General features: G+C 58.4%; 20 protein-coding genes. 16 read left to right on the top strand and 4 right to left on the bottom strand.

The features are described from left to right. Positions 1–131: 131 nt before the first annotated feature. Positions 132–1,220 (bottom strand): LLM class flavin-dependent oxidoreductase, encoded by a 1,089-nt coding sequence (locus tag M2400_RS26640; RefSeq protein WP_177121457.1) that lies wholly within the window; start codon positions 1,218–1,220, stop codon positions 132–134. Between the two features lie 250 nt (positions 1,221–1,470). On the opposite strand from M2400_RS26640, the gene M2400_RS26635 reads away from it, so the two are divergent. From M2400_RS26635 to M2400_RS26620, 4 genes are all read left to right on the top strand, one after another. Next, positions 1,471–2,334 carry an ABC transporter permease gene (locus M2400_RS26635; RefSeq protein ID WP_088426415.1) on the top strand — a complete coding sequence of 288 codons (864 nt, stop codon included), beginning with the start codon at positions 1,471–1,473 and terminating at the stop codon, positions 2,332–2,334. 1 nt (position 2,335) lies between these two features. Next, on the top strand, positions 2,336–3,103 hold the full coding sequence (locus M2400_RS26630) for an ABC transporter ATP-binding protein (RefSeq protein WP_177047522.1): 768 nt from the start codon (positions 2,336–2,338) through the stop codon (positions 3,101–3,103). After that, positions 3,096–4,085 carry an ABC transporter substrate-binding protein gene (locus tag M2400_RS26625; protein WP_259198159.1) on the top strand — a complete coding sequence of 330 codons (990 nt, stop codon included), beginning with the start codon at positions 3,096–3,098 and terminating at the stop codon, positions 4,083–4,085. Before M2400_RS26630 ends, M2400_RS26625 begins: the two co-directional genes overlap by 8 nt. Before the next feature lie 68 nt (positions 4,086–4,153). After that, positions 4,154–4,777, top strand: coding sequence for a hypothetical protein (locus tag M2400_RS26620; RefSeq protein WP_259198158.1), 624 nt, complete (start codon positions 4,154–4,156; stop codon positions 4,775–4,777). Here the strand turns inward: M2400_RS26620 and M2400_RS26615 are convergent. From M2400_RS26615 to rfaH, 3 genes are all read right to left on the bottom strand, one after another. Beyond that, entirely contained in the window at positions 4,729–5,076 is a 348-nt protein-coding gene (locus M2400_RS26615; RefSeq protein WP_177047529.1) for a hypothetical protein, read from the bottom strand. The two genes, M2400_RS26620 and M2400_RS26615, sit on opposite strands and share 49 nt — an antisense overlap. Continuing rightward, positions 5,073–5,381, bottom strand: a complete 309-nt coding sequence (locus M2400_RS26610) for a phosphomannomutase (protein WP_256348189.1) — start codon at positions 5,379–5,381, stop codon at positions 5,073–5,075. Before M2400_RS26610 ends, M2400_RS26615 begins: the two co-directional genes overlap by 4 nt. A 119-nt stretch (positions 5,382–5,500) precedes the next feature. Continuing rightward, the gene (rfaH, locus tag M2400_RS26605; protein ID WP_177047531.1) at positions 5,501–6,010 is read right to left on the bottom strand and encodes a transcription/translation regulatory transformer protein RfaH; all 510 of its coding nucleotides are present in this window, start codon (positions 6,008–6,010) and stop codon (positions 5,501–5,503) included. Between the two features lie 223 nt (positions 6,011–6,233). Here rfaH and M2400_RS26600 point away from each other — a divergent pair, with 223 nt between their 5' ends. The 12 genes from M2400_RS26600 to M2400_RS26545 all read left to right on the top strand — a co-directional run bounded on the left by M2400_RS26600 (position 6,234) and on the right by M2400_RS26545 (position 19,181). Then, positions 6,234–6,674 carry a low molecular weight protein-tyrosine-phosphatase gene (locus tag M2400_RS26600; RefSeq protein ID WP_177047664.1) on the top strand — a complete coding sequence of 147 codons (441 nt, stop codon included), beginning with the start codon at positions 6,234–6,236 and terminating at the stop codon, positions 6,672–6,674. A gap of 45 nt (positions 6,675–6,719) precedes the next feature. Further along, positions 6,720–8,948, top strand: a complete 2,229-nt coding sequence (locus M2400_RS26595) for a polysaccharide biosynthesis tyrosine autokinase (RefSeq protein WP_177076630.1) — start codon at positions 6,720–6,722, stop codon at positions 8,946–8,948. A 127-nt stretch (positions 8,949–9,075) separates the two neighbouring features. After that, the gene (locus M2400_RS26590; protein ID WP_177047535.1) at positions 9,076–10,347 is read left to right on the top strand and encodes a DUF6369 family protein; all 1,272 of its coding nucleotides are present in this window, start codon (positions 9,076–9,078) and stop codon (positions 10,345–10,347) included. After that, entirely contained in the window at positions 10,344–11,804 is a 1,461-nt protein-coding gene (locus tag M2400_RS26585; protein WP_259198149.1) for an oligosaccharide flippase family protein, read from the top strand. The genes M2400_RS26590 and M2400_RS26585 overlap by 4 nt, the downstream gene beginning before the upstream one ends. Further along, complete coding sequence (locus tag M2400_RS26580; RefSeq protein WP_177047545.1) at positions 11,801–12,952, top strand: polysaccharide pyruvyl transferase family protein; 1,152 nt, start codon at positions 11,801–11,803, stop codon at positions 12,950–12,952. The genes M2400_RS26585 and M2400_RS26580 overlap by 4 nt, the downstream gene beginning before the upstream one ends. Before the next feature lie 18 nt (positions 12,953–12,970). Then, positions 12,971–13,816 (top strand): polysaccharide lyase, encoded by an 846-nt coding sequence (locus M2400_RS26575; RefSeq protein WP_259198145.1) that lies wholly within the window; start codon positions 12,971–12,973, stop codon positions 13,814–13,816. Continuing rightward, positions 13,817–14,359 carry a DapH/DapD/GlmU-related protein gene (locus M2400_RS26570; RefSeq protein ID WP_177047547.1) on the top strand — a complete coding sequence of 181 codons (543 nt, stop codon included), beginning with the start codon at positions 13,817–13,819 and terminating at the stop codon, positions 14,357–14,359. A 53-nt stretch (positions 14,360–14,412) separates the two neighbouring features. Continuing rightward, on the top strand, positions 14,413–15,375 hold the full coding sequence (locus M2400_RS26565; RefSeq protein WP_177076671.1) for a glycosyltransferase family 1 protein: 963 nt from the start codon (positions 14,413–14,415) through the stop codon (positions 15,373–15,375). Between the two features lie 35 nt (positions 15,376–15,410). After that, entirely contained in the window at positions 15,411–15,866 is a 456-nt protein-coding gene (locus M2400_RS26560) for a UDP-N-acetylglucosamine transferase subunit ALG14 (RefSeq protein WP_256390358.1), read from the top strand. Beyond that, positions 15,867–16,343: a glycosyltransferase gene (locus tag M2400_RS26555; protein ID WP_177047549.1), complete on the top strand. Its 477-nt coding sequence runs from the start codon at positions 15,867–15,869 to the stop codon at positions 16,341–16,343. A 54-nt stretch (positions 16,344–16,397) separates the two neighbouring features. Next, positions 16,398–17,825: a mannose-1-phosphate guanylyltransferase/mannose-6-phosphate isomerase gene (locus M2400_RS26550; protein ID WP_177076624.1), complete on the top strand. Its 1,428-nt coding sequence runs from the start codon at positions 16,398–16,400 to the stop codon at positions 17,823–17,825. A 12-nt stretch (positions 17,826–17,837) separates the two neighbouring features. After that, positions 17,838–19,181, top strand: coding sequence for a UDP-glucose/GDP-mannose dehydrogenase family protein (locus M2400_RS26545; protein ID WP_177047553.1), 1,344 nt, complete (start codon positions 17,838–17,840; stop codon positions 19,179–19,181). The last annotated feature ends 19 nt before the right edge of the window (positions 19,182–19,200 follow it).

The following is a 19,200-nucleotide window of genomic DNA, read 5'->3' as shown; positions in this document are numbered from 1 at the left end:
GCGAGGTGCCGACAGGCGGGGCAGAGCGTTTTGGTTACTTTGCCGCTTTTGCAAAGTGACTCGCTGTAAGAGCGAAACCATAAGCCGCCGTTACCTAAATAACGGATATGTACCCGGCCCAACCCCCAAATCTAGGCCACTTTTTCAGCCGCCTGACGCTCCCGCTCAGCCACCAACTGCCGAGTCAGCGGAATCAGACGCTTGCCGTAATCAACCGCATCATTAAGCGGATCAAACCCGCGAATCAAAAACGTCGTGATGCCCAAGTCGTAATAATCCAGCAACGCCTCGGCCACCTGATCAGCCGTACCCACCAGCGACGTCGAATTCCCCTGAGCCCCCAGCAACCCCGCAATCCCCGTCCACAACCGCTTATCCAGCCGTGACCCCTGGGCCGCCGCCGCCAACAACCGACGCGACCCCTCATTCGGCGGTTCACGCCTCACAAACCCATTCTGCTCAGCCAACGCCGTCGCCTGCTCCAGGATGCTGTCCGCACGCTCCCACGCCAGCGCCTCGGTCTCTGCCAGAATCGGCCGCAACGACAAACTGAAGCGAACCGTACGCCCATGCCTGGCCGCTTCAGCGCGCACCTGGGTAACCACTTCCTTCACCTGCTCGTAGGTCTCACCCCACAGTGCATACACATCCGCATGCTTGCCCGCCACCGCAATGGCCGCCGCCGAAGACCCGCCAAAATACAACGGAATATGCGGCTGCTGCGGCGACTTCACCGTGGAAAACGCACCCTCGTACTGATAGTAAGTGCCGTGATGATCAAAGGGCTTTTCACTGGTCCACTCCTGCCGCACCACACTCAAATATTCGTCGGTGCGCGCATAACGCTCGTCCTTGTCGATATGGCTGCCATCGGCCCGCAGTTCACGGTCGTCACCGCCGGTGATGATGTGCACGGCGGTGCGCCCGCCGTTGAACACATCCAGCGTAGCGAACTGCCGGGCGGCGAGGGTGGGTTGGGCAAAACCTGGTCGATGGGCAATCAGGAACTTCAACGTACGGGTCACGCTGGCCGCATGGGCGGCGATCAAGGTGCTGTCCGGGCTGTTGGAGTGGAAGGCCACCAGCGCACGGTCGAAGCCGGCTTCTTCATGGGCGCGGGCCACGGTTTCCACGTAGTCGGGCTGCAAGGTCGGGCCGCTGCGAGGGTGGATCTCGGAGGCGTGGTGGCCGCCGATATAGCCGATAAATTCGATGCTCATGGTCAGTCCTTGTTGAGGGCAGGAATAAAGCTGCTATCGAAAATAGGGGCCGCAACCGGGCCTGTAAAATGCCGATTGGTTCTATCCTAATTATAAAAATACAGAATCATATTTTTATGTAGTTATCAGTAATGCGCATTTTAATCGCATTAGGTTATTCCCAAATAGAATTTCACTGAGGTTTTTTATGCGAATAGCATGAAACCGCAGCGGCGCTCCTGGCCGTGCTCTTGATGAGGAAGGAAGCCCGATGACTGAAAAGTCCCTTAACGCCAGTTCGTTTTCCGTCGACAAGGCCGAGGGTCAAGCCGGGGTTGCATCCCGCTTGATTCCGCGCTGGCTGCGCAACTGGCGCACCCCCGAGGTGTTGCTGCGGCTGGTCAGCCCGATTGTGTTGTTGCTGCTGTGGGAGCTGGCCTCCGAGCTGGGTTTTATCCCGGCCCGGATCATTGCCGCGCCGTCGCAGATTGGCGGCACCTTGTGGGCAATGATCGTCTCCGGCGAGCTGGGCAAGCACTTGCTGGTGTCCCTGCAACGGGCGCTGCTGGGGTTGAGCATCGGCGTGAGTATCGGGGTGGTGGCCGCGTTGATCACCGGCCTGTCCAAGCGCGGCGAGGTGATCCTCGACTCGCCGATGCAGATGCTGCGCACCATTCCGTCCCTGGCGCTGGTGCCGTTGTTCATCCTCTGGTTCGGCATCGGTGAGTTCACCAAGATCGCGCTGATCGTCACCGGCACCACCTTTCCGGTGTACCTCAACCTGTTCGCCGGCATCCGCAACATCGATCCCAAATTGATCGAGGCCGCCAACACCCTGGGCCTCAACCGTCGCGAGCTGATCTGGCATGTGATTCTGCCGGGCTCGCTGCCGTCGTTTTTTGTCGGCTTGCGTTATTCCCTGGGCATTTCGTGGCTGGCCCTGGTGTTCGTCGAGCAGATCAACACCACCGCCGGCATCGGCTACCTGGCCAGTGATGCACGGGACTTCATGCGCACCGACGTGATCGTGATCTGCCTGCTGATCTACAGCGTGCTGGGCCTGCTGATCGATGGCCTGATCCGCACCCTGGAACGTTTTGCCCTGGCCTGGCGCCCATCGTTTGTGAGGAACTGACATGTCGATTCTCGAAGCTTCAGTAGCACCGGTGCAGTTGCGTAATGTGGTGCGCCAGTTCGGCCAGCAACGGGTCATCGATGGCCTGGACCTGGACATCGCTCCCGGGGAGTTTGTCGCATTGCTGGGCGCCAGCGGTTCCGGCAAGACCACCTTGCTGCGCAGCCTCGCGGGCCTGGACAGTATCGACAGCGGCCAGCTGCGCGTGCCCAAGGCTCGAGCGGCGGTGTTCCAGGAGCCGCGCCTGATGCCCTGGAAGCGCGCCTGGAAAAACGTGATCCTCGGCCTGCGGGTGCCCGACGCCAAGGCCCGTGCCGTGCAGGCGTTGACCGAAGTCGGGCTGGCCCATCGGCTGGAGGCTTATCCCGCCACCCTGTCCGGCGGCGAAGCGCAGCGCGTGGCATTGGCCCGCGGCCTGGTGCGCGAGCCCAAGCTGCTGTTGCTGGATGAACCCTTCGCCGCCCTGGATGCGCTGACCCGCATCAAGATGCATCGCCTGATCATCGAGCTCTGGCGCAAGCACACGCCGGCCGTGTTGCTGGTGACCCATGATGTCGACGAGGCGATCCTGCTGGCCGACCGCGTGATCGTGCTGGCGGATGGCAAGATTGCCGAACAACTGAGCATCGATCTGCCGCGTGCACGGGATACTGGCCAGGACGGGTTCCAGGCGATTCGTGCGCGCTTGCTCAGCCTGCTCGGGGTGGAAGTGGACGCCCCGGCGGCACAGCCCGCAAACGCCAGCGTACGGCGGTTTGCCCATGGTTGAGCTCAGGGCGGTTCTGCTGTTGGCAGCGGCGTTATTGATGGGCGGCTGCGAAAAGGCCGCCGAAGTCCCGAAGTCTTCTTCGGATTTGTCCGGCGTGACCTTGATCCTCGGTGACCAGGCCAAGGGTTTGCGCACGGTGGTGGAGGCCTCTCACGCCCTGGACGGCATCGATTACAAGGTGCAATGGGCCAACTTCCAGGGCGCCGCGCCGCTGTTCGAAGCCTTGCGCGCCGGTGCCGTGGACCTCGGCCCGGCGGGGGATACGCCGGTGCTGGCGGCGGCCACGGGAGGCACGCCATTGCGTATCGTCGCCGTGCGCCGAAGCCAGGCACGCAGTATTGCGATCCTGGTGCCGCCCGATTCACCGATCCACAGCGTGGCAGACCTGAAAGGCCGCAATGTGGTGGTCTCGTCCGCCCGTGGCAGCATCTCCCAGTACCTGTTGATCCGCGCCCTGGAGAATGCCGGCGTGGATGAGAAGGACGTCAACGTCGGCTTCGTGCTGCCCACCGATGCATTGCCCGCGTTCAACGCCGGCAAGATCGAAGCCTGGGCCACCTTCGGGGTGTACCAGGCATTCGCCGAGCAGAAGGGCGCGCGCGTGCTGATCAGCGGGGAGGGCATCAACACCGGCCTGACCTTTATCACCGCCTCCGACGAAGTGCTCACCGACCCGCTCAAGCGCAAGGCGTTGGGTGACGTCTTGCAGCGTTTCGCCAAGGCCTTCGAGTGGGCGCAGCAGAACCCCGAGGAATACGCGCGGGTGTTTGCCAAGGTCAACGATATCCCGCTGGAGGTTTCACAGTTGCTGCGCAAATGGGGTGATGAGTCGCTGTTGCCGGTCGAGGAACGGGACGTGCAGGCGTTGCAGCAGGTGGATGATTTGTTTGTGGAAAAGAAGATTTTCCCGCACCGGGTAGAGGTGCAGGCATTGACCGATACCGAGGTTTTTTCGCCGCAATCGTTGGCTGCCGCGCCCTGAAGTCGTTGTGTTTTGCCCGGGTCTGAGGTCTCATGGGCCCGGGAAAACTCGCAAGTAGGGAACAGCACGTGATACGGGAAGAACTTGCGCAGTATGGCGGTATCACCGTCATGATTCCGGCCGCCGTGGTGATCGCCGTCTGGCTCTGGTATTCCCGGCCCCAGGCGGTCAAGTGGTGGCTGATGACAATCGCCTGCACCTATTCCATCGTGGCGTTCAGCAAATTGCTGTTCAAGGGCTGGGGCGTGGCGCTGCAACAGCTGGATATTGCCGTGCTCAGCGGTCACGCGATGAATACCTCGCTGATGGTCCCGGTGGCGATGAGCCTGGTGGCGCGGCGGATCAATCCCGATTGGCGCTGGCCGGCGGCTATCGCCGGGATGTTGATTGCCGGCTGGTTCAGTGCTTATTGCGTGGCACCCTATATTCATCCGCTCAACGAGGCGCTGGCCGGTGGCTTCCTGGGCGGGATGGCGGCGCTGGCGTTTCTATGGCGCCTTGAGGTGGTGGAGGTGAGGGTTTCCCCATCCTTGATCGGTGGGGGAATGGTGATTCTGTTGTTAAGTGCCATGGCGCCCAAGTACAACGCCGAGAAGCTGCTCAATCATGTGGCCGTCGCCGTTTCAGGGGCCGACGAGGCCCATCAGGAGCCTTCCTGGCGGGCCGCTCCCACCCTGTTGAACGCCGAGTAAGTGGCCAGGTCCACGGCCATGTTGCTTTCCACCAGCAGCCCCAGCAGCACCGTCTGGGAATTGAAGCGCCGGGCATCGCCACGGCGCTGGGCGCGCCTCATTTGCTTGAACAGCGTGTCGGTAATGTCCAGCGGCGAGTTGCCTCGCAAATGATCCAGCCAGCGGGACATGACCTGGGTGTTGCGCGCATATTGCTCCGCCGGCAGGTGCTCGTTGGGCGCCAGGCCCGCGAACCCTTCAAACGCGGTGGTTAGCCCTTTCAGGGCATAGGCGCGTTTCAAATCCCCATAGATGCTCATGGCCGCTCCTCGGTGCAGGAAATATTGGCCAGCAATTCGGCTGTCTTGGTTTGCATCAGGTGGCTGTCGCCGCGGCTTTCCACGCACAGGCAAACGGACAGGGGATTGCTGACCTGCAACTTGAAGCGCCAGTCGGCAAAGACCATTGAAAGCCCCGAGCAGGATTCGTCGCTGTCCAGCGAGTTGCCGGCGTACAACACCTGCATGCGTTCTACAACGGTGGTTGAACTATTTACCTTGACGTGAATGTTTCCCGAAGAAGGAAACAGGCCGATACGCTCTACCAATAGCTTTGAACTTTTCATGGCTGTTCCTCGCTGTTTATTCAGGTATTACTCTATTCTGAAGAGGCGAAAAAGTAAGGCGATGTTATTTTTAGTCTGTTAACAAGTTGATTGTTATTTTTAGTCTGGGATTGCTTATATCAATAAGTTGCCTGAACTCGACTGACGTCCGTCAACGGCAGGCTGATGCGCTGTTCCCGTTGCAGGAAGTTCATCAGCAACACCACACGCTCCTCGCCGTCCATTGCCAGGAAGACCGCCTCCAGCTCGGCAAACGGGCCTTCATGGATGCGCACGCTTTCCCCCGGCTTCAACAGGGCGGCCACCACGGCCTGGTGGTCGCGTTCCTGGAGTTCGTCCACCAGGGCATCGCTGATGGGCAGCGGGTGTGCGCCAAAGCCCACAACCCGCGACACACCGCGGGTCGAGCGCAGGGAGCTCCAGCTGTCCTGCAGGCTCATCTGAATAAACAGGTAGCCGGGAAACAGTGATTCGCGGGTGGTCCTGCGCTGGCCCTTCAACAGCCGTTCGCGTTTATAGGTCGACCGAAAGCAGGTATAGCCCTGGCGCTGCAGATGCTCCTCGGCGCGCTCATCCTGCCGGGATTTGCACTGGACCAGGTACCAGGCCTTGTTGGCATTTGCGCTCATGGGGCGTCCCTCTGTCTATATAAAACGATAGTGCGTAGTTGGGTAATTTAAAGCCGATAAATGCTGCAAAGTCACGAATGTTATAAATTGTCTGGTTGTGCGTGGGTGTTGTTATTTTTCGTCCGGAGATAATTTTGGGGGAAATTAAAGTTCCGTGTTAATAAATACTGCCGTGAAGTTACTAGTTGTTTCATGGGTAATGGATGCCCCGGGGAATATCGCCTTGTTTAAAAGAGTGTTGATCGTCTGTATTGGCAATATTTGCCGTAGTCCCACCGCGGAAAGTCTTTTACGTGGCGCACTCGCGCGCTCCGACATCAAGGTCAGTTCTGCAGGCATTGCCGCATTGGTCGGCAAGCCGATTGAAACCACCGCACGTGCGGTACTCCAAGCTCATGGCCATCCCGCCGATGAGCACCAGGCCGTGCAGCTGGCGCCCCAGGCGATCAGCGAAGCCGACCTGATCCTGGTGATGGAGCGCCAGCACATCAGTGCGGTGCTCGGCATGGCTCCCGAGGCACGAGGCAAGGTCTTGCTGCTGGGGAAATGGCAAAACGAGCGAGAGATCAGCGACCCCTACCGTCAAGGGAAGGCCGCATTTGTGCACGCTTATGCGTTGATCGAAGAAGCCGTAAACGCATGGGCACAGCGGCTAGCACGTTGATCGCCACTACTTTTTGAATCGATATAAAGGCTAAGAATCCGACTTATGCAGCAAGCGCCAGCAGTCACCGCACGGGAAGACGAAAACGAGGAGATCGATCTCCTCGGTCTGTTTGGAACACTGATCGACCATAAATGGTTGATCGCCGCGGTTACCGGCGCGTTTATGGTGACCGGCGCCGCGTATGCGGTGCTGGCGACCCCGGTCTATCAGGCGAATGCCCTGTTGCAGGTCGAAGCGAAAAAGAACGACTTGCTGGGCTTCTCCGATATCGGCGGCATGCTGGGCAAAGAGTCACCCTCGGCCACCGAGATCGAGCTGATCCAGTCGCGCTACGTGATTGGCAAAACCGTCGATAACCTGAAACTCGATATCGTCGTACAGCCGATGTATTTCCCGGTGGTGGGCGAGTTCCTGGCGCGCCGCTTTCAGAAGACCAACCCCGGTGTGATCGCCGAGCCCTTGCTGGGGCTGGACAGCTTTGCCTGGGGCGGCGAGTCGCTGAAGATCTTCAAGCTGGATTTGCCCGACGGGCAACTGGGCAAGAAGCTGACCCTGACCGTGGGTGAAAACGCTCAATTCACGCTGGTGGATGAGGACGACCAGGTCCTGGCTGCAGGCCAGGCCGGGCAACTGATCGAGCAAAACGGCGTCGCCTTCCAGATCGAAGAACTGCGCGCCAAACCCGGCACGCGTTTCCGGGTTATCCGTAATCCCCGCCTGAGCAGCATCCTCGACTACCAGGAGAACCTGGACGTGGTTGAGCGGGGCAAGGAGTCGGGCATGATCGGGCTGGCGCTGGAAAGCACCGACCCGGACCAGGCGATCAAGATCCTCAATCAGATCGCGGCCATCTACGTGCGGCAAAACGTGGAGCGCACCTCGGCTGAGGCGGCGCAAAGCCTGGCGTTTCTCAAGGAGCAACTGCCAGAGGTCAAGAAGGACCTGGAGAAAGCCGGCAAGGCCTTGAATGAATACCAGACCCGCAGCAAGTCGGTGGACATCACCCTTGAGACCAAGGCGATTCTCGACCAGATCGTGGGGCTCGACACCAGCATCTCCGAGCTGAAGTTGCAGCAGGCCGAGATGGACCGCAAGTTCACCCGCCAGCACCCGGCGTATCGCGCGTTGCTGACCCAGATCGGTGAGTTGACCAGCAAGCAGCAAAGCCTCGCAAGCCGGGTCGAAAGCCTGCCTTCCACCCAGCAGGAACTGCTGAGCCTGACCCGGGATGTGGAGGTGGGTACGGCGATTTATACCCAACTGCTGAACAAGTCCCAGGAGCTCGACGTGATGCGCGCCGGCACCGTGGGCAACGTACGCCTGATCGACACCGCCGACGTCAATTACCTCAAGCCGATCAAGCCGAAAAAGATCCTCATCGTGCTGATCGCGACCCTGCTGGGTGGCTTCCTGGCGGTGGCGCTGGTGCTGCTGCGCAAGGCGCTGAACCGCGGCCTGGAAAGCCCCGAAGCCATCGAGCAACTGGGCTTGCCGGTGTACGCGTCGATTCCCTACAGCTCTCTGCAAAAGGTTGAAGAAGACAAGATCACCCGCGCCCGTGGGCGTACCGATGCCGGGTCTTCATTGCTCGCCATCAGTCACCCCACTGACCTCGCGGTGGAGGCCTTGCGCAGTTTGCGTACCAGCCTGCACTTCGCGATGCTCGAGGCGCCGAATAACCGGATCATGATCTCCGGCCCCAGCCCCGAGGTGGGTAAAACCTTCGTCTCGGTCAACCTGGCCGCAGTGATCGCGCAAACCGGGCAGCGCGTGTTGTTGATTGACGTGGATATGCGCCGCGGCTACCTGCACAAGGTGTTGGGTGTGTCCGCCAAGGGTGGGCTTTCCGACGTCCTCTCCAACCAATGCACGCTTGAAACCGCGATTCACAAAACCGGGATTGAAAACCTCGACCTCATCAGTCGCGGGCAGATACCGCCCAACCCGTCTGAATTGCTGATGCACCGCAACCTGACCGAGCTGTTGTCGCAGGTCAGCGAGCGCTATGACCTGGTCATCCTGGATACGCCACCGCTGCTGGCCGTGACCGACGCGGCGATTGTGGGCAGGCAGTCGGGCACCAACCTGATCGTCACCCGCTACGGCCTGAACCCGGCCAAGGAAATCGAACACACCATCCGCCGGTTTGCCCAGAACGGCATTGTGCTGCGGGGCGCGATCTTCAACGGCGTGGAAAAGAAAGCCTCCGCCAAATATGGCTACGGCAACTACGGGTATTACCAGTACGAGTACCAGGCTGATCGAAGCTGATTCACCTCGTTACGCACCATCGTCCTACGCAGTATCAGCAGGATAGAAGCCCCGTTTTCAGGAAATGAACGAAAAATCCTGGGGCGGTAGCGTGCCAAATTCAAATCAGCCTGAAGAATAGCCAGCCATGTTTTACCTGTTATCCCTTGTCGCGCTGTCTGCGGGTTTGCTCGCGGCAAAAAGCCCGAAGTACTCCATTGTGCTGTTCGGGGTGATGCTGTCGGTGATTCCCACGGGCAACTCCTACAGCGAAATAATCTCCCTCAAGGGGATCTACTTCTTCGACTTTTACATCGTCGGCGGGCTGGGAGCGTTGCTGATCAGGCAGGTGCTCACGCAGAAGAGCCAGCTGACCGCGCCGGGCGCGCTTCTCTTCGGCTGTGGCCTGTATGTGGTGCTGCTCGCCTGCGGTCTGCTGGAGTCTTCGAACAAGTACCTGCTGAAGGACGTTCGGCCTTTCATCATGATCCTGTCGTTTATCGTGCTGACGAATATCGCGACCCTCGCCGCGAAAACCCTGAAGCTGCAAACGGTGCTGAAGCTGTTGATTGCGATGACCGCTTTCAACGTGCTGGACATCGCCTGGCTGCGGCTGGGGTTGTACAAATTCCAGGACGTGTACTACGAAGAAAACGCCTATCGCTACCTGGATGGGGGTACCTACGCAGCGGTTGCCTACCTGATCTATTACTTCATCGACCCACGGCTGTTCGAGCAGCGCAAAAAGCTCGCACGCATCTGCCTGGCGACCTCGCTCATCTGTTTGTTTATCGCCAACTCGCGGTTCATTTTTGTGTCGGTGTTTGCGGCGATCATCATTCACCAATACCAAAAGCCGGCGCGCATGATCGGTGTCGCCCTGGCGGGCGCGGTGGTGCTGATGGCGTTTATCGGCATCAGCACTATGATCGGGGCCGACCGCATCAATGACGGTTTGTCGTCTGAAGGCATGGCCGCGCAGCTGGCTACGCGCTTCAGCCCTGCGCTGGAGTTGATCCGGGGCATGAACCCCATGCACTACTTTGTGGGGTTGGGAGCCGGGACGCCGTTCGAGATCCCGTGGTTTGAATACCGTGGCCTGGATGACAAGAACTCGAATATCGACAGTGCCTACCTGACTTATTTTGTTAAGTACGGGCTGATCGGGTTGTACTTGTTGTACGTATTTGTCACCTCGATCACCCAGCACATGAACAGCCGGGTGGCCGTCTCAATCGGGATCTTCCTGGGCGTGATGTTCATCGTTTCGGCCACGCCGTATCAGCCCTACGCCATCGGCATCGCGTATGGCGCCATCGTCCTGCGGGTGTGTGCCGAACACGCCGCCAGGCAACGCAAAAAAATCCTCAGCCCGCGTCAGCCGCTGATAACCACGCCCTTGCAGGTGAATGCCGGATGAACAGCACACTGTTGAAAAAATTCGTGTCCAGTACGGCCTGGAGCTTCATCTCCGCCGTCGCCACGAAAGTGTCGGTGGTGATTACCGGGATATTGGTTGCGCGTGTATTGGGCGCGCAATCGTTTGGCGAGTACGGTCTGATCCAGAGCGCGATCGTGATGCTTGCCAACGTCGCCGCCCAGGCCACCACCACGGCGACGGCCAAACATATCGGGCAGTTCAAGGACCTGAGCCCCGAGAAAACCGGCAAGGGCATCGCCCTGACGCTGGTTTTTTCGGTGTTGTTCAGTGCGCTGATCATCGGGACAGCGCTGTTTTTCCCGGATTTCTTCTCCAGCGTCATCCTGGGCACCGACAGCCTGAACGCCGCGTCGCTGATCGTGTTGTGCACCATCACCCTGATTATTTTGTCGGGTTGGACCCAAGGCTGCCTGACGGGCTGGGGGCAGTACCGCACGATTGCGACGATCAATGGAATCATCGCGATTGTCGCGATCCCGGCCACGTATTTCCTGACCGTGCAGTTCCGCTTGAGCGGCGCGCTGTTGGGGTTGGCCGGTTCTCAAATGCTGATCGTATTTTTCAGCGCGTTGGCGTGCTGGAAAGTACTCAAGGCCAGGGGCACCACGCTGAGTTTCAAGGGCGCGATCACTGAAAAACACGCGGTGCTGTCGGTGGGCCTGCCGGTGTTGTTGACGGGCTTGATGGTGGCCCCGATGAACTGGTTCGCGAACAAGCTGTTGGCGGAAACCAGCAACGGCCTGGCTGCGCTCGGTATGTACGCCGCCGCCATGCAATGGAACGCGATCTTCTCCCATGTTTCCGTGGTATTGGGCTCGGTATTGGTACCGATGTTGGCGGCCGCGCTGGGCGGCAAGAATCGCAAGTTGGACGCCTTGAACTTTCTCTCGGGCTGGTTAGTGGTGTTGGTCATTATCCAGCCGGTGATCATGTTTCCCGAGTTATTGGCCAAGCTCTACGGCAGTAGTTTCCTGGGGCGGGATTTTGAAGTGACGTTGACCCTGGTGATTCTTGGCTCGCTGCTCAGTGCGTTCAAGTCCGGCATTTCAAGAAAGATGATCGTGATGAACCTGGCCTGGTTCAGTGTCATGAGTAACGTGCTGTGGGGCCTGTTATTCATCGCCGGGGCGCTCTGGCTCCGGGAGGAGGGCGCCGTCGGGATTGCCAAGGCATTTATCGGCTCCCAGTTCATCCACTTCCTGCTCGGCCTGCCGTATTTCGTCTACAAGAAAATACTCCCGCTGGAGTTGCTGGTTTCTCCCAGGATATTGATCTTGTGGACATTGCCTTTTGTCAGTTTTATCTCAAGTGCCTACGTCGAAAGTATGGTCTATCGCTTGATGATACTGGCGTTGATATTTATCTACATTCTCGCAACAACGTTTGCCTTGAATACCGTGTTTAACGACCCCGTGGAAAATGGAAGCCCAGCATGAATGTCAGCAAAGTATATATCCGGGGGGCATACGGTCCTGGTAATTTGGGTGATGACGTATTAATGCTATGCGTGATCAATATTCTGAAAAAACGCTTTAAGGAATCGGATATCGCCGTGGGTGTCGATCATCCGGAGATCGCCCGCAACTTCAACCCGCGTATCAAGTGGCTGCACATCAAGGAGCCGGTCAAGGCCGACCTGGTGGTGCTGGGTGGCGGGGGCCAGTTCTTCTCGTTCATCCCGCCGGCCAAAGCCGCCACCGCCCGTCAGGGCATCGTGGCGAAGCTGCACAAGAGCCTCAAGGCGCAAACCGACCTGAAGTCCACGCTTCTGCGTTTGTATGTCGGCCTGCGCGGCGGCGTCGACCGGATCTATTTTCACCAGCGTCTGGCGGCGTTCTGTATCGGCCTGGGCCCGTTTGATGGCGGTGGCAAGTTGCTCGACCGCGCCGTCAGCGTGATCAATCGCTGCGACTACATCTCTGTGCGGGACGGCACCAGCCAGCAGCATTGCAACACCTTCGGCAAGTCCGACGTCGAGGTGTACACCGACCCCAGCCTGCTTTCCGACTTGTGGATCTCCAGCAAGGACCTGGAAATCGGCAGCCTCAAGAAGGGCAAGTACCTGTCCTTTATCCTGCGGGACTGGCCCCATGACGCGAACGGGCAGCAGTTCATCAAGGCGATGGTGCAGGCCGCTGATCAACTGGCCAGGCGCGGCGAGCAGGTGCGCCTGGTCTCGCTCTACAAAGAGCGTGACCAGCACCTGATCGACAAGTACGACCAGTTCGAATGGCTGTGCTGGGACGCTGCCGGCGAAACCCCTGAAACCTTCATGGCGAAACTGATCATCGAGTCCGACGTGATCATCAGCGCCCGTGCACACGGCGTATTGCTGCCGGCTTCCCTGGGCTTTCCGACCATCGCGGTCGAGATCGAAAACAAGCTGAAAAAAGTCCATGAAATGCTGCCCCGCGGCACCAGGCTCGTCAGCACCCCGGACCCTGAGGTGATCCTCTCGACCATCGCTGAGTTCAGGCAATCCAAAGTGCAAATGGCCGAGCACCTCAAGCAGGAGATCGCCCAGCGTTCTGCCCTTGCACAAAAAGCGGTGGACGACTTTTTGAACTGGGTCGATGAAAAATAGAGTTGAGGGGCAACCGACGTGAACAAGACAACCTCGACGCTACTCACTTTGGCGTGCGCGCTGCAGATGGCTGCCAGCGGCGCATCGGAGCTAAACGACCGTTGCGAGCAACCCATCAAGAACATCTACCCGTCACTGCCGGATGTTTCGCAGATGATCGACGGGCCCCAGGCGCAGCGCAGCATAAAGGGCAGCGCCAATCTGACGAACAAGGCCTACAGCCAGAAGATCAAGGACATCGCCGTGCACTTTCCGGCCGGTTCCTACGACCCGGGCTCGATGGTGCGCCTGGGTTTGCCCTATGGGGGCATTGAATTCAAGTCGCCGCTCCCGCCGCCGGGCCGGGAATGCCTGGTGCTGACCTACGAGTTGAAGTTCGACAAGAATTTCAACTTCGTAAAAGGCGGGAAGCTGCCGGGCCTCTACGGGGGCACCGGCAATACGGGCGGGAAAATACCCAACGGCCATGACGGTTTTTCCACGCGCTACATCTGGAAAGAAAAGGGTGCCGGGGCCATTTATGCCTACCTGCCCACCAGCAAAACCTGGGGCACCGCCGTAGGCCTGGGTACGTGGATCTTTACCGTCGGGCAATGGCACACCCTGGAACAACTCGTGAAGTTGAATACGCCGGGTAGGGCCGATGGGGTGATTTCCATCTGGTACGACAAAAAACTGGTGCACACCGAAACCGGGCTGACGTTCAGGGACACCCCGGACATCACCATTGATGGCCTGCTGTTTTCGACGTTCTTCGGCGGCAATAACCCCTCGTTCGCCACACCGGTGAGTACCAATATCCGCTTCCGCAATTTTGTGATGAGTTCCCAGCGCGTGACGGATACATCAGGGCAGGGCGACTAGATGAAGAACCTGAAACTGAATATCAAGAAGGCCGCCTTGGCCCTGTTCAACACGCTGCTCAGCCTGGCGCTGTTTTTCAACCTGCGGCGTTTTCTGCTGCGGGCAACCGGGTGCCGGGTGGGCGCCAATACCACGGTTCACCGCAAGGTGGTGCTGTTCTCGTTCGGCAACTGCTCGATCGGCAAAAACTGCACGATCAATTACGACTGCTACCTGGATAACCGCGCCGGCATCCGCATCGGCGACAACGTCAATATTTCCCATAACACCCGGATTTATACCCTGGGTCACGATATTGATGACCCGATGAGTTGCCTGGTGGGCAAGCCGGTGGTGATTGAAGACAACGCCTGGATCTTCCCCAATGTGATGGTGATGCCCGGCGTCACCATCGGCGAAGGCGCGGTGGTTTATCCGGGCAGCGTGGTGACGCGCAACGTTGAAGCCTATTCGATCGTGGGCGGCAACCCGGCCAAACCTATTCGCTCGCGAAATAAAAACATTCTGTACCGCGCCGACTTTCCTGTCTGGTTTGCCTTGTAAAGCACCCCGTGTGCCCACCCTTATTTATGCAGGATTCTTAAGTGAAATCATTAATGATTGCATGGATCGGCTATCAACGACGCGCCGATACCATGAAGCAATATTGGGCGTATGACATTCTGCATCTGCCCAACCGGTTCAAGAAGAAAGCGGCCCGGCCGCTGGACTATTTGATCAAGTCGTTCAAAACCCTCAAGACGCTGTTGGTCGGCTCGCCTGAAGTGCTCTGGGTGCAACTGCCGCCGAGCCCGGTCTTGCATATAGCACTGGCCTACAAGTGTGTATTCAACCGGCGCCTGAAGATTATTGCCGACGCCCACAACAGCCTGTTGCGTAAACAATGGATCGGTTTTCCGGGAACCGTGTCGCTGCTGAACCGGATTGATGCGGTGGTCGTACATAACTTCAAGGTCAAGGAAGAGTTGACGGGCCTGGGGGTCAAGGACGCGAACATCTTTATCCTGGAAGACCTGCCGTGCGACTTTCCGGCGGCCCCCGCCAGTGAGCGCGAGAGGCCGTATGTGCTGTTCCCTTGCTCCTTTGATATCGATGAACCGATCGAGATCGTGATCAACGCCGCCCGGGAAATGCCGGCGGTCGACTTCCTGATCACCGGCAAGCATCAGGGTAAGCTTTCCGAGGAACTCGTGGCCTCGCTACCCGGGAACATCAAGCTGACCGGCTTCCTCAGCAAAGCGACTTTCGAGCAGTTGCTGTGCAACGCGAATGTGGTGCTCGGCCTCACCACCCGCGACAACGTGCAGTTGAGCGTGGCCAACGAAGCGGTCAGCGCCGGGCGGCCCATGGCCCTTTCGAACACCACGGTGCTGCGCTCGTTGTTTTCCGAGGCGGCGGTGTTTGTGGAGACGCTGGACCCGCTGTCCATCAAGGCCGGTGTTTCACAGCTCATCGCCAATCAAGACACTTATAAAGAAAAGTCAGCCTTGCTCAAAGCCAAGCGAATTACCCGCTGGGAAGGGCAGGCGCAATTGTTAAGAACTGCCGCTGCTATTTAATGATGTCTATTAATTCTGACAGGAAGGGAACCGTCATGAGTCAATCAAGTGATGTTTTATTGATTTGTTCTGGAGGTGGACACTGGGTGCAAATGAGCAAGTTGCTGCCTGCCTTCGAGGGTCAAAAAGTTACGATTGCCACCGTCGATGTCAGTATTGGCTCGCAGTACCCATTGCATAAGTTTGCGCAAGTTCCGGACTTTAACCGCAGTGAACCCTTGAAGATCATCAAGGGCTTTTGCCAGATCTTTGCGATCGTCTACCGCAGCAAAGCCAAATACGTGATCTCCACGGGCGCCGCTCCGGGTTTGCTGGGTTTGATCGCGGGGAAACTCATGGGCAAAAAGACCCTGTGGATCGACAGCATCGCCAACCCCAAGCAACTCTCTTTGTCTGGAAGAATCGCGGTTTACTTTGTCGACGAGTTGCTCACCCAGTGGCCCTCGCTGTCACAAAACAGTCGGGCCCAATACAAAGGGAGGATCGTATAAATGATATTTTGCAGCGTTGGCACTCAAGCACCGTTTGAAAGAATGCTCGGCTACCTGAATGAATGGAGCCATGCCAATCCCCAGGTCCCGATTGTGGCGCAGGTGGGCAATAACGAAAATGACCTGGGCCGTATTACCGCCTACAAGACCATTGCCGAGCCGCTGTTTTCCAAGAACTTCAATGCCTCGAAGGTGATCGTTTCCCATGCGGGCATGGGCAATATCATTCGCTCCCTTGAACTGGGCAAACCCATCGTTATCGTTCCGCGCGACAGCCGACGGGGTGAACATATCAATAATCACCAGTTCGATACCGCCGAGAACTTTTCAGACCTGCCGTCTGTATTTATCGCCCATGACAAAGATGGGTTCTTTTCGGCGATTGATTCGGCGCTCAACTACAGCAGTGCAGAAAGTTCGTTGGACTTTACTGAGAGAAATCGTTTGATCAGTTATGTAAAGTCATTTACCTCTTAAGTCCTGATTGCTTGTCAATAAGCTCTTATTGCCTTTAATCATCGAGTAATCGCTATGATCCCAGTTATATTGTCTGGCGGCTCAGGCACGCGCCTGTGGCCGCTTTCCAGAGCACTTAAACCCAAGCAGTTTATTGCCCTGCACGGTGACTTGAGTTTGTTTCAGGCCACGTTGGAGCGAATCAAGAACTTGTCCATCGAGGGCGAGAGCGTCAGCCCTGCGATCATTGTGTGTAACGAAGAACATCGGTTCATCGTGGCCGAACAAAGTCGTTCGCTGGATTTGATCCCGCAGAAAATCCTCCTGGAACCCACTGCCCGCAATACCGCCCCGGCCATCGCGGCCGCGACGCTCTCGGCACTGGCGGACGGGGATGATCCGATCCTGCTGGTGCTGGCGGCAGACCATGTCATCGGCGATACGGACGCCTTCAACGCAGCCCTGACGTCGGCCAAGGCGGAGGTCAACAAAGGCAAGATCGTCACCTTCGGGGTGGTGCCCACCAAGCCGGAAACCGGCTACGGCTATATCCGCACTCAAGCGGCGGCGGTCGACGGCGCGGCGCATGTCGAGGCCTTTGTCGAAAAGCCTGACCTGGCGACCGCCCAAGGCTACCTGGCCCAGGGCAACTACTTCTGGAACAGCGGCATGTTCATGTTCCGCGCCTCGGTGATGAAAGCGGAGTTGGAGCGCTTGAGCCCGGAGATCATGGTGGCCGCCGAGCTGTCCCTGTCCAACGCGGCCCATGACCAGGATTTCACCCGGCTCAGCCAGGTGGATTTTGTGAACGCGCCCAACGTATCGATTGATTATGCGGTGATGGAAAAAACCGCTATCGCCTCGGTGGTCATCCTCAACTCCCCGTGGAGCGACCTGGGGGCCTGGGACTCGGTGTGGGAGGCGGGCGCCAAGGATGCCAACCAGAACTGCACCCAGGGCGACGTCTTGCTGCAAGACGTCACCAACAGTTATGTGCACGCCAGCCATCGGTTGGTCACCGTGGCGGGCATCAGTGATGTGGTGGTGGTCGAGACCGCCGACGCGATCCTGGTGACCACCAAGGAGCATGCCCAGGACGTGAAGAAAATCGTCACCGAGCTGACTAAAAACCACCGGATCGAAAGCGCGAGTCATCGCGAAGTCTATCGGCCGTGGGGCAAGTACGACTCGGTGGACCAGGGTTACCGGTACCAGGTGAAGCGCATCACGGTGAAGCCGGGGCACAAGCTTTCCGTGCAGCTTCACCACCATCGCGCCGAGCACTGGATCGTGGTGTCCGGCACCGCGAACGTGCAGATCGGCGACAAGCAGGTGCTGCTCACCGAGAACCAGTCCACCTACATCCCCATTGGCGTTGTGCACTCCCTCGAAAACCCGGGACGCATCCCGCTGGAGCTGATTGAAGTTCAATCGGGCTCCTACCTCGGCGAAGACGACATCATCCGCTTTGAAGACCGCTATGGCCGCCTCGAGCTTGTTTAAAGGAATATTGAAATGAATGTAACTGTATTTGGAATCGGCTATGTGGGCCTGGTGCAGGCGGCAGTGCTGGCTGACGCGGGGCATGAAGTGTGTTGCGTGGACATCGACGCCACCAAGGTCGAGAACCTCAAGAGCGGGATTATTCCGATCTTCGAGCCGGGCTTGAGTGCCCTCGTGCAGAAGAACCATGACGCCGGCCGCCTGCATTTCACCACCGATGCCGCCCAGGGCGTGCGCCATGGCGAGGTGCAATTCATCGCCGTGGGCACGCCGCCGGATGACGACGGCAGCGCCGACATCAAGTACGTGCTCTCCGTGGCGGCGACCATCGCACAGAACATGACCGAGCCGAAGATCATTGTTAACAAGTCGACCGTGCCGGTAGGGACAGCCGATAAAGTCCGCGCGAAAGTTGATGAGGTACTGAAGTCCCGTGGGCTTGAGGTGGAGTTCCACGTCATCTCCAACCCCGAGTTCCTGAAGGAAGGTTCGGCGGTGGCGGACTGCACGCGCCCCGACCGAATCATCATCGGCAGCGACAGCAACTACGCCGTGGAGCGCATGCGGGAGCTGTATGAACCGTTCAACCGCAACCACGAAAAAATCATCACGATGGACATCCGCAGTGCCGAGCTGACCAAGTACGCCGCCAACTGCCTGCTGGCCACCAAGATTTCCTTCATGAATGAAATGGCCAACTTCGCCGAACGACTGGGCGCAGATATTGAAGCGGTGCGTAAAGGCATTGGTTCTGATCCACGGATCGGCTACGACTTTATCTACCCCGGCTGCGGCTACGGCGGCTCGTGTTTCCCGAAAGACGTGCAGGCCCTGGAGCGCACCGCATCGTCCATCGGCTACCACGCCTCGCTGTTGTCAGCCGTCGAGGAAGTCAACAAGCGCCAGAAGCAGCACCTGTTCGGGCATATCCACCATCACTTCGGCGGGCAACTGGAGGGCAAGACCTTTGCGATCTGGGGCCTGGCCTTCAAACCCAATACCGATGACATGCGCGAAGCCTCCAGCCGGGTATTGATCGAACAATTGCGCAGCGTGGGCGCGCGGATTCAAGCCTTCGACCCGGAAGCGATGGCCGAAACCCAGCGCATCTACGGCATGAACGAAGACCTGCTGCTGATGGGCACCAAGGAAGCCGCGCTCCAGGGCGCCGATGCGTTGGTGATTGTGACGGAGTGGCGCGAGTTCAAGGCCCCGGACCTGGACTTCATCAAAGAAAAACTGAGTACGCCGGTGATCTTTGATGGCCGCAATATATTTGATCCGCAACGCATGAAAGCCAATGGATTCGAGTATTACGGTATTGGTCGCGGGTTATCCGTACGGCCAGTCATCTGATACTGACGATTATTAACAT

This window comes from Pseudomonas sp. BIGb0558 (assembly GCF_024807515.1).
Classification (GTDB): Bacteria; Pseudomonadota; Gammaproteobacteria; order Pseudomonadales; family Pseudomonadaceae; genus Aquipseudomonas; species Aquipseudomonas yamanorum_A.
This window is presented reverse-complemented; position numbering and strand designations above follow the sequence as displayed.